Genomic DNA, 12514 nt, shown 5'->3' with positions numbered 1-12514 from the left:
AAACGCTGGCTTTCCGAAAGAGTAGATCGGAAAACCAGCGTATTTTATAAATATAATTAAGAATACAACGTATATGTAGGTTGCCTAAGCATCAGATTTAGATCAAGAAAGCTAACCCTATTGGATCCACAGCTTATATAATCCTTCTGTCACCCCTAGGTTGTACATGTAGTAAATCCCGAACACGATACTAATTAGACCAGGTAAGTTGAGTGAGTGTTTGATTGAGGCTTATTTTTTTCGAACTAAGGACAAATGGAATCCCGATAATGGTTGTAAAAAATAGCATTCCAATAACGGTTCCTGCACCAAAAATAATGATATAAATGGCTGCATCCCAAATGCCTGATACGGTACTCATCGTTAATAGGACCATGGCTCCACTTCCTGCAAGACCGTGAAACGATACCTATCAACATTGAATTTAAATAGGAAATTTTATTATGTTTGTGTTTATGATTATGATGACCCATATGTACATGAGAATGGAGATGCTTATGTTGTTCATTTTCATCGTCTTTATGTCGATGTAAATGGATATTTTTAAATGAAAGGACTGTTTTAACGCCCAGATACACAAGCATAATGCCTACTAAAAATTCTAATGACATTGCCCATTTTTCTGGGATTTCTCCTTTCATTAAGATAAGGACTATTCCAAAAACTAATAACGTTGCGGTATGACCAATCCCCAGAAAACACCTGCTAAGGTTGAACGAAATAATTGTTTGCTTTGACTGGCAATGGTTGAAACGGCGATGACGTGATCGGGTTCAATCGCATGCTTAATGCCAAGGACAAATCCTAATGAAAGGATGGTGAGAAAACCTATCTCCATTGATGTACCTCCCCTAAATATGTAGACTTAACAACCAACGATGGAGCAAGTGGTGAGTGTGTCCAAAATCTCGTAATTGCCAACAATCATAAAACATTAAAAGGATTACACATTTCAAAACGTCTCTATGAAATTATAGCATAGCTTTTTCTATAGTAATCTGACAATATTGAAGATTATTTTTCTAAGAGTAAAAAATATCAAGTATTACTATTTTTCTTTTTGAACAGTATAATCATGGATGGGAGTTGAGTCGTATGAATAAAAAGGACATCGCTAATATTCGGAAGCAATTCAAGCTAGATAATGATCATATTATGAGAATTCGAGAAATTTTAAATGTTTATGTTAAGAAAGAGTCAGGTGAGATTTACCATCATGTCTGTCAACCCTTTCAAATGATGGAACAAGAATCACAAGAGTTGTTTTTGACAAACTTTAAAAAGGTTTTAACTGGAGAGCTTGATACTAAACTGTTTGAACTCAAATTTCAACGGGATGTCGAAGGAAGCGCACAAACGATTCTTTATGAAGGGTTACATTTGGACACAACTGAGGCTTGGATTGAAAATATGCTTCAAATGGTTGAGAAGATGTATGCTCATACTGTTTATGAATTCGATACAATGGTAACCTTCATTCGAGGAGAATTACGAAAACCGACTAGCAAACGAAACGCTGAATCTGAAGAGGGCGGGGATGATGAAGTTTACTCCAATGAATTTATCCTTTGCAGTCAAAACAAATCAGACCAACCGAAAAAGGCCTTGCTGTTTGATTATATCGAGAAAGAATTCAAACCTAATAACGCCTTTGATCCAATTATTAATTTAGCTCAGCCTTTATCAGGTTTTTTGTTCCCGGCTTTTAATGATAATGCTGCAGATGTGAATCACATCCTATATTGTTCTGGAAAAGTCAATGAACCGAGTGAAACATTTGTTTTCGATGTTCTCAATTGTGAAGGCATTATTACGGCGATGGAAAATAAGGGCTGTTTTGAGCAAATCTTAATTAATGTGGTCGGAGACGAGGTTGATACTAAGGTCATAACGAATGTTTATGAGGAAATTGATAAGCTGGTGCAGGACAGTGCTGAACAAGAAGAAAGCGAACCTCCGATGTTGGATTATAAGGATGTTGAACGCATCTTAACGGTGAGCGGGATCGAAAATGTTGATACTGCTAAGGTGGAACATGCCTTTAAAGCTGTGGTCGATGATGCTAATCATGAATTTAAAGCGAGCAGTTTAATTCCAAAGAAGATTAAAATCAATACAAGTGTTGCAGATGTATCAATTAATCCGAAAGAACTGCACAAAGTAAAATATATAATGTATCAGGGAAAACGATGTCTAATGCTTGAAATCGATGAAGATGTCATTTTGGAAGGTTTCAAACTTGAAACAGAGACTCTCTAAACGGTTTTAGGGAAAGGTTCCTTAAATTTATAAATAGCAATTATTAGAATTGAAGTTGGTTCTCACAAGGGTGGGGGCCAATTTTTATTAGATGTAGCTATCTGACTTTCTCAGTATTAAAAACGAACCGCAATATCTAAGGGAATTCAAATAGCATAGCGTACAAAAAAGGATGCAAACTAAAATCGTGGAGCTGAATATAAACAATGGAAGAAATAGGGCAAGGATATAAGCGTAGGATCCATTTCAGCATCCATTAGGACATATCGAAATATACAACAAGGATGGTGAAAAAATGGCTAATAATAAAAATCAAGCTAAAAAGGACAACGCTTTACCAAAAGCAGATGTAGAATTCGCGGAAGCAAGAGGGAATGGACTCGAAAAAATCGCATTAAAAGCCCAAAAAAGTCAAAATAAATAACTAGTTTGAAAATTGGGTGACAGGCACTAATCAGAATCCGATGGTCTGTCACCCCGAATTGCCTTGCTAAATCAAAGAGGTTTGTTTTGGACGGTATCAATTTCTTTGTCTTTGTGCTTGTGATTATAACGAACTAATCGTTCGAAAATATTGAAACACCTTGTTTAATTTGGCCTTCTGTTTTCCATTTGGCTGTTCCATGTTACCGAACTCGAAAAATTTCACTTTTTTTATCCCAACAAATTGAAAAAGGGCTTTTTTCATTAAAGTTTTATGCGCATTATTTAATAGAAACAATGGGTAAAGTGTTGGGCCTTTCATGGTTGAAACGCAGACAGCCGATTTTCCTTTTAACAATCCCTCTGAAAGATATTTCCCTTTATCTTTATAAGCAAAATTGGAAGCAAACATTTGATCAATGTAACCAAGTAGCATGGCAGGCGGTCTACCCCACCAAATTGGATAAACAAATACTAGTTTATCGGCCCACAAAATTTGGTTTCGATACTTCTCTAGATTAGGGTCCCGATGCATATCGCGCCGGCGTTTTTCCTTATTAAAAGTGAGCAGGGGGTTAAAATTTTCTTCATATAAGTCTAACACCTGTATCTCACGAATGGTTTGATTCTCTTTACTTCCGCTAATTATCTTTTGAAGAAATCCATAACAAAGGCTTTCATGATTCGGATGAGCGTAAATAATCAATACGTTCATAAAACCACCCCTTAAACTTATCATTTGATAACAATATAGTAAGGTCAATTTAATTTGTTGTCAATTGATAATTGTTTTTTGATAATTATTTTGTTATTTTGTTATAAGAGGTGGTACTAATGGTCCAAAAAGTCTTCTTTGAAAAATTCATTGCTTTTTCAGCGTCCGTTCATCGTCTGACATACGAGTTAACAAAAAACTGTAAATCTGATGAGATTACCCCAATTCAATATAGTATGCTTGAACATTTAGCAGTAAGTGAACCGATGACCTTAAGTGAGATTAGTGAATGTCACCATATGTCCTTACCAAATACAAGTCGTGAAATTAAGAAGTTAACCTTGAAAAACTTAATCAGAAAATTAGATGATAAGGAAGATAGACGAAAGCAATATATTACGCTATCAGAAGACGGAGTACTCATGATGAAGGAAACTTTTCAATGCGCAGAGGCTCATTTACTTCAGCGTATTAAGGGGTTATCGGCAGAAGAGTTGAAGGATATTCAGCAGGCAATCGACTTGCTTCAAAAAAAGATATTTTATTAAAACAAAAGCTGTTTCTCACTTTTAGTGGAAACGGCTTTTTTGAATTTCTGAATAGTGATTCAGAATAGTTGAATATTAACGCTTAATATCGTAATATTCAGATTATTAAACAAGACTTTTAAATATGTGCTGGGTTATAGAAATGATAAGAATTTATGGGGGTTTTTGAGGTGGAAAATAAAAATTATCGATGGAGCAACAAAAAAATACGAGATCAAGTAGCGGTACTGGATGGAGAAATAAACCCTCACATTATACTAAAAAATGCAACGTATTTAAATAGCTACATACAGCAATGGCTGGTTGCGAATATTTGGATATATGAGGATCGGATTGTTTATGTGGGGGATAATCTACCAGAAAACCTAAATGGTTGCGAGGTTATCGATTGTCAGGGGCACTATGTAGTACCTGGGTATATTGAGCCGCATGCTCACCCTTTTCAGTTGTACAATCCTCTTACACTAGCAAAACATGCTGGACAGTACGGAACAACTACTTTAATTTGTGATAATTTAGCCTTCTTCTTGACGCTTCCCACCAAAGTAGCCTTTGAATTATTAGATGAATTCAAAAACATCCCATCTAGCATGTACTGGTGGTGTCGTTTTGATGCCCAAACAGAGTTGCCGAATCATGAGGATATTTTCAATACGGAGGATGTAGTATCTTGGCTCCAACATCAATCTGTGCTGCAGGGTGGAGAGCTAACAGCATGGCCGAAATTAGTAAATGGTGACAATCAAATGCTTTCCTGGGTCCAAGAGACAAAAAGATTGAATAAAAAAATAGAAGGTCACTTTCCAGGAGCCTCTGAGCGTACGTTAGCAAAATTAATGCTATTAGGTGCAGACTGCGATCACGAAGCCATGACTGGTCAAGAAGCTATTATTCGTTTAATGCAGGGGTATACAGTGTCACTTCGGCATTCGTCGATTCGACCAGATTTAGATAATCTATTAAAGGAATTAATACAGTTGGGGATTCAACAATTTGATCGATTTTTCTTTACTTCGGACGGTTCACATCCTTTCTTTTATGAAAACGGAATGACAGATGAACTGATCAAAATGGCTATTAGTCAGGGTATCCCTTTAATTGATGCTTATCATATGGCCAGCTACAATATCGCTCGCTATTATAATGTTGAACATGTACATGGGTCTATTGCAACAGGAAGAATAGCGAATATTAATATTTTAGAGAGCAAAGAAAATCCAACACCTATCAGTGTGATAGCAAAAGGGAAATGGATCAAGAAAGATGGCAAAGACACGAATGTGTTCCCTTTAATTGATTGGCATAAGTATCAAATATCGCATCTTAATCAAAGCTTGTCTTTAAAAGATGATGATTTGAACTTCTCAAACTCATTTGGTATTAATTTGGTAAATAATGTTATTACAAAACCATATGAAAGTATTATCGATTTAACTAGTGATGAATTACCTCTTGACGATGATGAATGCTTCCTTATGATGGTTGCACGTGACGGGTCATGGAGAATTAATACATTAGTGAAAGGATTTGCTCAAGATTTAGGTGGATTTGTGAGTTCGTATTCTGGTACTGGTGATTTCTTCATTATCGGTAAAAGAAAATCAGATATGCTCATGGCTTTTGAACGTATGCAGGCAATAGGCGGTGGAATGGTTTTGGTTGAACAAAATCAAATTCTGCACGAAATTCTTTTACCATTATCGGGTATCATGTCTGATTTAGATATGGACTTACTAATTAGAGAAGAGAAGAAGATGATCCAATTACTAAAAGAAAGAGGCTATCAATATAACGACCCTGCCTTTACCTTATTATTTTTCTCCGCCACACATTTACCATTTATTCGTTTGACTCCAAGTGGGGTATATGATGTGAAAAATAGGGAGGTTTTGGTTCCGCCAATAAAAAGGGGAAATAATCAAATTCTATAATAGTTATACCGGTTAATCTTTAGAAATAGATCAAATTTATACATACTTTAGTTAATTAAGGGGGAAGGTATTTTTTAGTATATGTTTTTTGGAGGTTAATAATGGAGGGAACAGGTAAGCAAATTAGGCTAACAGCAGGTGAAATGGCTCAACTTTGGTCTCAATACTTAAATGATAGCTCAAGCATTTGTATTCTTACTTTTTTTTAGAAAAAGCAGAGGATAATGAAATTAAGCCAATAATCGAATTTGCTCTAGAATTATCTAAATCCCATGTTAAAAAAATAACGGAAATATTAACAGAGGAAAAAAATGCAATTCCGAATGGCTTTAGCATTAACGAGGATGTTGATTTAGCTGCTCCAAGACTGTATTCCGACAGTTTTGTATTAAATTTTGTAAACCAAATGGCTAAGGTAGGACTTACATTATATGCTGGGAGTATTGCAGCATCTGTAAGAAATGACATTAAAACATATTATATGGAATGTATGAGTCAAACCATGCAATTATATAAAATTTCTACTGAATTATTATTGTCTAAAGGCTTACTAATTAGATCTCCAAGTTTGCCTAATTTAGAGAAGGTTGAATATGTGAAAAAGCAAGGGTTTATGTTAGATGTGTTTGGAGAGAAAAGGCCATTAATTGCATCTGAAGTAGATCTTTTATTTGCGAATCTGCAAAGAAATGCTTTAGGAGTAGCTTCACTTATAGGATTTAGTCAGGTTGCTCAGGATAAGGTTGTTAAACAATTCTTTTTAAAAGGTTTAGAAATTGGAAATAAGCATATTAAGTTATTTAGAGGTAAGTTGGAGGAAAGTAAACTTTCAGCACCAATGGGATGGGAATCAGAAATAACCAATAGTACAGAGTATACATTTTCTGATAAGCTTATGATGTTCTACACTTCTGGTTTGATATCTTTAAGTGTTGGGTACTATGGTACAGCGATCAGTCAAAGTCCTAGGGGCGATATTAGCGCTATGTATAACAGGCTATCCTTAGAAATTCAAATGTATGCTGAAGATGGAGCTAATATCATGATAAATAATGGATGGATGGAACAGCCACCAATGGCGTCCGATAGGGATGAGTTAATAAGAAAAAAATAGTTAATAATTAATCATATTTAAGTCCTTTTGCTTTTAAGCAGTAAGGACTTTTTTGCTTTTTTACATGTTGGAACTAGAGAATCTTTTATAATACAAATATAATCAAAAATAGAAAAATCCTATCACTGGAAAACCGGATTTTTTGGTACCATTTATAAACGGTTAAAATATGAATATTTAGAATCATTAAATTATAGTTGTAAAATGGTAGACTGAAAACAGAATAATCAGCTTGGTAATGTTTCAAGATATTTGGCTGAGTCTAAAATAGTGATAGTAGGGGGTAGTTATGGAACACAATTCATATATCCGAACTAGATATTGTGAATCGGATGCATTTGGACACATCAATAATGTCAGTTTTTTTATCTATCTCGAACAGGCGCGAGTTGATTTCTTTGTTGATACTCATATTTTCGAAAACACCCAAGAATGGTCTTTTGTCGTTGCCTCTGCACATTGTGATTTCGTAAAACAGGCTTACATCAATCAAAACCTTGTTGTTAAAACATGGGTCAGTCGGATTGGACGGACTAGTGTAACATTAAAGCATAAAATAATAGATCAAACAACTGAAGAAGTGATTGCGATAGGAGAAGTATCTTTAGTTTCTTTTAATTTTACGGAACAAAAAAGTCAACCATTGGAAGAAAGAATGGTGGAAAAACTAAAGGATTATACACAAAGTTAAACGCATGATTCTTCGAAAAGGAGTGTGCAAAATGAAATACGCAGATACTTGGGATTTGGATTCAATTTTTGCTGGTGGAACAAGGTCAGAGGAATTACAAGAAAAAATACATAATATCAAAACAGAGATACAACAATACCAACAATTAGTTAAACAATGGAATTCTGAGGAAGACAAAACAGCGAATCCATTAAAAGAAATCTTAAAGAAACAAGAAAGTGTTGGGAAAGGGTTAGGGCAGACTGGTACCTTTGTACAGATGTACCATGATGCAAACATGAATGATGAATATGCGAATGTGGTAAAGGGTCAAGTGATGGATTTAGCAAGTGAGGTCGAAAATCTCTCAACGATTTTCAAGAAAAAACTTGTTAGCATTTCTGATCAAGATTGGCTAAATTTTTTACAAGACTCGGAATTAAACAAAATATCATTTGCTTTGAATGAAATTCGTGATCAAGGGAAACGTCTCCTTTCAGAGAAAGAGGAGAAAATAATCACTGAATTAAATAAGGATGGTTTATCGGCTTGGAGTCGATTATACGATACGACAGTGTCGATTATGACCATCCCATTTACGGATAAAGAGGGAAAGACAACCCAATATTCCGTGGGTCAGGCAATGAATCGGATGTACGCAGATCCCGATGCTGAGGTAAGAAGACAGCTTTTTGAAAACTGGGAGGAGGCTTGGAGTAAATTTGCGCCAATTTTTGCTGATACGTTGAATCATATAGATGGGTATCGTATCACCTTGCAAAAAGCTCACAGCCGCCAATCCTATTTAGATGAACCATTAGAATATAACCGCATGTCTAAAGAAACGCTTGATGCGATGTGGAAAGCTGTCGCAGAGCGTAAACAACCTTTCATTAGCTTTATAAATCAAAAGGCTAAAATTTTAGGGTTAGAAAAATTAGGCTGGCAGGATGTCGATGCCCCAGTAGCTTTTGGTAGCGTGAAGCCACTACGCTTTACCTATGACGAAGCCTGTGATTTTGTCATCAATAACTTTGCGACCTTTGGGGAGGAAATTTCAGCCTTTGCCAAACATGCCTTGGAAAATCGCTGGGTAGAAGCAGAGGATCGGCCGAATAAACGGCCTGGTGGATATTGTACTAGACTGCCAGAATGGGAAGAATCACGAATTTTTATGACCTTTACTGGTTCACCATCAGATGCGAGCACGTTAGCTCATGAATTAGGCCATGCATTCCATAGCTTTGTTATGAAGGATTTGCCAGCGTTAAATCGCCGATATGCCATGAATGTTGCCGAAACCGCCAGTACTTTCGCTGAAACAATTATTGGCAATGCGACTGTTGCTAATGCAAAAACAAAAGAAGAAAAAATCACCCTTTTAGATGCTAAAATCGGCAATGCTGTTGCCATGTTTTTAAATATACATGCACGATTCCTATTTGAAAATAAGTACTATGAAGAGCGTTCAAATGGAATTGTATCAGAACAAAGATTGAATGAACTCATGGTAAATGCCCAGAAAGAAGCGTATTGTGACAGCTTAGCAAGCTACCATCCACACTTCTGGTGTAGTAAATTACATTTCTATATTGACGATGTGCCGTTCTACAATTTCCCCTATACATTTGGCTTTTTATTCAGCTTAGGAATTTACGCAGAGTATATAAAGAATCAACATGGATTTGAGGAAAAATATATCGCTCTACTGCGCGACACTGGTTCGATGAAAGTAGAAGATCTAGCCATGAAGCATTTAGGTGTTGACCTGACAAAACCAGCTTTTTGGGAGGCTGGGATACAATTAATGGAAAGAGATGTTGAGGAATTTATCTCTTTATCTGAAGAAATGATCGATAGATAAATTTTATCGAAAAGGGGAAGTTTCATATGGAGCTTCTCCTTTTTGTTTATGATTTTGCCATATTTTAGACACTGATTTATACTAAAGCTGAAAGGAGGAATTATCAATGTTTCAGAAAAATCCCCATTTGGTTTCTGGTGCGGAGGTGGTAGATTCAAACTGGAGGCTTCTCTACAAATCTGGAAGTGTAGCAGCCGTGATTATGGTAGCAATAATTCTAATGCAGTTTATTATTTTCATCACGTGGCCACCACCTCTTGATGGAAGTGTACTGGAATGGTACGAGTTATTTCAGAATAACTGGCTTCTCGGTATTTTATCGTTTGAATTTTTGATGATTGTATACAATGTTCTAGCGCTTTTGATGATCCTTTCCTTCTTTGTTATCCTTAGAAAAATTAATCAACCTCTCACCTCAATCTTCCTTATCACAAGTCTTCTTGGAATTATCGCCTTCATTGTCGCAAGACCTGTTTTTGAGATGCTTTACCTCAGCAATCAATATGCCGTTGCAACAACGGAGATACAGAAAAATATGATTCTGGCTGCTGGGGAAGGGATGCTGGCTATCTTCAATGGCACAACTTTCTACATCAGTTACATTCTGGGCTCTATATCCGGTCTATTAATCTCAGTTGTCATGCTCAAAAGTCATATTTTTAGCAAAACCACGGCTTATTTAAGAATCGGATCCAGTATCCTTGATTTTGGTCTCTTCATTCCAACAATAGGTTTATACATTTCGATGTTTTCAGTGGTGTTTTTATTGATCTGGAATATTATGATTGCGCGTAGGCTTATTCAACTCAGTCGACTTTAAAAGTAGAGAGTATGTTTGAAAAATGAAAAACTAAGAGAAAAAGTTGTAATAGGTCCAATATAAATGAATAGAAATCTATATAATCATTTTCTAATGAAGGGAGAAGTAACTTGATTAAAATACATTCCCATAACTTGGATGAAGCAAGAAACAATCTAATCCAACAGATAAATTTATTAAGCAATGAAGAATTTAATCGAAAACCTGGTCTTGAAAAGTGGAGTATTGCGCAAGTTTGCCATCACTTAAATTTAGTTGAAAAAGCCACTATAAAAGCTATTGATTGGGGTTTACAACAAAATAAAAAGACGGACTTAGAACGTAAAAAGGTTGAACGAATATTGGATCGGACAAACAAGATTCAAGCACCAAAAATTGTTGAACCAGCTAATGAACCATTAGATGTGGAGCAAATCATTGATTTATTGAGCAATTCGAGACAAAAATTAATGAGTCTCCTTTGCACGATAGAAGATACTTTCATTTTAACGGAAAAGTCTGTAAAGCATCCTGCCTTTGGTGAATTGCCTCTTGATCAATGGATCGAATTAATCTATTTACATGAGCAGCGACACATTGAACAAATAAAGGAGATAAAATTACAGTTCAAAGGCGACAGATAGCATCCGGATTTTTGGTCGCTATCTGTCATCTTTTTTTGAGTATATTTAATCTATTTGTATACAATCCCAATATGTGATTAGCTTATAGGATTGTAAAATGTATTAATAGCAGATGCAAATTCGCAAATAGAAGTGCAAAATCGGCTAATAAGAGAGTATAATCCGCTAATATATCGTCCGGTCAAACTGCTTCTGTTTGCGCTTTACTACGACTTGTCCGATTAATATTACTCAATGTAAAGGCAAATAGAAAGGCAAACAGAATAAGGGCCGATATAAAAAATACAACTCCACGCCACCCCCAGTGAACCCAGAAAAATCCACCTGTAGTACCGCCAATGCTTGAGCCAAAGTAATAGGCAAATAAATACAGCGAAGATGCTTGTGCTCTTTCTTTTTTTGCCCGTTGGCTAACCCAACTACTTGCAATGGAGTGTGCTCCGAAAAATCCAAATGTAAACAATGTTATCCCAAGCAGGTCTAACCATAGATTCATGTGTAATGTACAAACTGCACCACTAAGCATGATAAGGATACCTGTATAAAGAACCCTCTGACGACCAAATTTGTCCGATAGGCTTCCAAACCAAGCAGAGCTGAATGTACCCACTAAATAGACGAGAAAAATCCAACCAACTACTGTCGAACTCAAATGATAAGGTGCAGCTAGGAGCTTATAACTTATGTAGTTATAAAGTGTTACAAATCCACCCATTAACGTAAAGGCGATTCCAAATAAACAAAGTAATCCAGAATCCTTTAGATGGTGAAGGAGCGATTTTGATAATGAGCTCAATTGCATTGGTTGTGATATAAAATGTCTGGAATTCGGAAGTGCCCAAACAAAATAAATACTAATTAGTAAACTTAAAATGCCTAGAAAAATCATACCGATCTGCCAGCTAAACAAATCTGTCATCGTTCCCATAATGATTCGCCCCGCTAGACCACCAAATGAGTTTCCGCTTATATACAATCCCATTGCTATTCCTATACTTTTAGGATCCATTTCTTCCCCCAAATAGGCCATCGCAATGGCGGGAACACCTGCAAATGCCACCCCTTGTATGACACGTAACACTAATAGCATGTGGAAGTTAGGCATAAATGCAATGACAATTGTTAGGGCTGATGCAACGAAAATAGAAATTGCCATTAATTGTTTGCGACCCAAACTTTCAGATAGTGAACCAAACAAAAGTAAACTAACAGAAAGCACGAAGGTTGTTAAAGATAGTGATAAACTTGCGATTGCGGGTGAAACATTAAATTCTGCTGAAAACTGTGGTAATAATGGCTGAGTTAAATAAAGATTTGCAAACGTAATAAATGCTGCTGCAAAAAGTGCCAGGTTTGTTAATAGAAATTCCTTTGTACCTTTTTTTATATAGGTCATGCTGTATCCCTCGATATGATATTTTTATTGTATTGCGAAAATTTAAGTAGTTCTATTATAGTACAATTTCGAAATAATTCATCACATTGGAATATATACAAACGTCAATCGGTTATTTTGGACGAACATAGGTTCATATAAATGGGAAGGA

At 35.8% G+C, this 12514-nt stretch carries 12 protein-coding genes and 1 pseudogene; 10 read left to right on the top strand and 3 right to left on the bottom strand.

The window, feature by feature from the left end:
* Positions 1-117: 117 nt before the first annotated feature.
* A pseudogene (locus tag RGF10_RS15015) lies at positions 118-838 on the bottom strand (urease accessory protein UreH).
* A gap of 257 nt (positions 839-1095) precedes the next feature.
* Between RGF10_RS15015 and RGF10_RS15010 the strand changes: the two are divergent.
* Together RGF10_RS15010 and RGF10_RS15005 are read left to right on the top strand one after the other, a co-directional pair.
* Positions 1096-2259: a DUF4317 domain-containing protein gene (locus tag RGF10_RS15010; protein ID WP_318503336.1), complete on the top strand. Its 1164-nt coding sequence runs from the start codon at positions 1096-1098 to the stop codon at positions 2257-2259.
* A 295-nt stretch (positions 2260-2554) separates the two neighbouring features.
* Complete coding sequence (locus RGF10_RS15005) at positions 2555-2683, top strand: hypothetical protein (RefSeq protein WP_318503334.1); 129 nt, start codon at positions 2555-2557, stop codon at positions 2681-2683.
* Positions 2684-2806: 123 nt separating this feature from the next.
* On the opposite strand, the gene RGF10_RS15000 is transcribed toward RGF10_RS15005, so the two are convergent.
* Positions 2807-3397 (bottom strand): NAD(P)H-dependent oxidoreductase, encoded by a 591-nt coding sequence (locus RGF10_RS15000; protein WP_318503332.1) that lies wholly within the window; start codon positions 3395-3397, stop codon positions 2807-2809.
* A 119-nt stretch (positions 3398-3516) separates the two neighbouring features.
* Here RGF10_RS15000 and RGF10_RS14995 point away from each other — a divergent pair, with 119 nt between their 5' ends.
* The 8 genes from RGF10_RS14995 (at position 3517) to RGF10_RS14960 (ending at position 10967) form a co-directional block, all read left to right on the top strand.
* Positions 3517-3945 (top strand): MarR family winged helix-turn-helix transcriptional regulator, encoded by a 429-nt coding sequence (locus RGF10_RS14995; protein WP_318503330.1) that lies wholly within the window; start codon positions 3517-3519, stop codon positions 3943-3945.
* 170 nt (positions 3946-4115) lie between these two features.
* Positions 4116-5876, top strand: a complete 1761-nt coding sequence (locus tag RGF10_RS14990; RefSeq protein ID WP_318503328.1) for an adenine deaminase C-terminal domain-containing protein — start codon at positions 4116-4118, stop codon at positions 5874-5876.
* Positions 5877-5977: 101 nt separating this feature from the next.
* Positions 5978-6085 carry a DUF3231 family protein gene (locus RGF10_RS14985; protein WP_318503327.1) on the top strand — a complete coding sequence of 36 codons (108 nt, stop codon included), beginning with the start codon at positions 5978-5980 and terminating at the stop codon, positions 6083-6085.
* Positions 6064-6990 (top strand): DUF3231 family protein, encoded by a 927-nt coding sequence (locus RGF10_RS14980; RefSeq protein WP_318503324.1) that lies wholly within the window; start codon positions 6064-6066, stop codon positions 6988-6990. The genes RGF10_RS14985 and RGF10_RS14980 overlap by 22 nt, the downstream gene beginning before the upstream one ends.
* Positions 6991-7279: 289 nt before the next feature.
* The gene (locus RGF10_RS14975) at positions 7280-7681 is read left to right on the top strand and encodes an acyl-CoA thioesterase (protein ID WP_318503322.1); all 402 of its coding nucleotides are present in this window, start codon (positions 7280-7282) and stop codon (positions 7679-7681) included.
* Positions 7682-7712: 31 nt separating this feature from the next.
* A complete protein-coding gene (locus tag RGF10_RS14970) occupies positions 7713-9524 on the top strand; it encodes a M3 family oligoendopeptidase (protein ID WP_318503321.1) in 1812 nt (603 codons plus the stop codon).
* A 106-nt stretch (positions 9525-9630) separates the two neighbouring features.
* Positions 9631-10344 (top strand): hypothetical protein, encoded by a 714-nt coding sequence (locus RGF10_RS14965; protein ID WP_318503319.1) that lies wholly within the window; start codon positions 9631-9633, stop codon positions 10342-10344.
* A gap of 110 nt (positions 10345-10454) precedes the next feature.
* Entirely contained in the window at positions 10455-10967 is a 513-nt protein-coding gene (locus RGF10_RS14960) for a DinB family protein (RefSeq protein WP_318503318.1), read from the top strand.
* A 181-nt stretch (positions 10968-11148) separates the two neighbouring features.
* Here the strand turns inward: RGF10_RS14960 and RGF10_RS14955 are convergent, their stop codons facing one another.
* The gene (locus RGF10_RS14955) at positions 11149-12363 is read right to left on the bottom strand and encodes an MFS transporter (protein WP_318503316.1); all 1215 of its coding nucleotides are present in this window, start codon (positions 12361-12363) and stop codon (positions 11149-11151) included.
* Between the last annotated feature and the right edge of the window lie 151 nt (positions 12364-12514).

It is taken from the genome of Bacillus sp. T3 (assembly GCF_033449965.1).
In the GTDB taxonomy this organism is placed as follows: Bacteria; Bacillota; Bacilli; order Bacillales; family Cytobacillaceae; genus Bacillus_BU.
The sequence above is the reverse complement of the archived record's forward strand: the minus strand, read 5'-3'. Positions and strand labels throughout refer to the sequence as shown.

What these genes read in the sequence shown, in the direction of transcription:
- RGF10_RS14995 (WP_318503330.1), top strand. Translation starts at nt 3,517, where the DNA reads ATGGTCCAAAAAGTCTTCTTTGAAAAATTCATTGCTTTTTCAGCGTCC.
- RGF10_RS15010 (WP_318503336.1), top strand. Translation starts at nt 1,096, where the DNA reads ATGAATAAAAAGGACATCGCTAATATTCGGAAGCAATTCAAGCTAGAT.
- RGF10_RS14955 (WP_318503316.1), bottom strand. Translation starts at nt 12,363, where the DNA reads ATGACCTATATAAAAAAAGGTACAAAGGAATTTCTATTAACAAACCTG.
- RGF10_RS15000 (WP_318503332.1), bottom strand. Translation starts at nt 3,397, where the DNA reads ATGAACGTATTGATTATTTACGCTCATCCGAATCATGAAAGCCTTTGT.
- RGF10_RS15005 (WP_318503334.1), top strand. Translation starts at nt 2,555, where the DNA reads ATGGCTAATAATAAAAATCAAGCTAAAAAGGACAACGCTTTACCAAAA.
- RGF10_RS14985 (WP_318503327.1), top strand. Translation starts at nt 5,978, where the DNA reads ATGGAGGGAACAGGTAAGCAAATTAGGCTAACAGCAGGTGAAATGGCT.
- RGF10_RS14975 (WP_318503322.1), top strand. Translation starts at nt 7,280, where the DNA reads ATGGAACACAATTCATATATCCGAACTAGATATTGTGAATCGGATGCA.
- RGF10_RS14965 (WP_318503319.1), top strand. Translation starts at nt 9,631, where the DNA reads ATGTTTCAGAAAAATCCCCATTTGGTTTCTGGTGCGGAGGTGGTAGAT.
- RGF10_RS14970 (WP_318503321.1), top strand. Translation starts at nt 7,713, where the DNA reads ATGAAATACGCAGATACTTGGGATTTGGATTCAATTTTTGCTGGTGGA.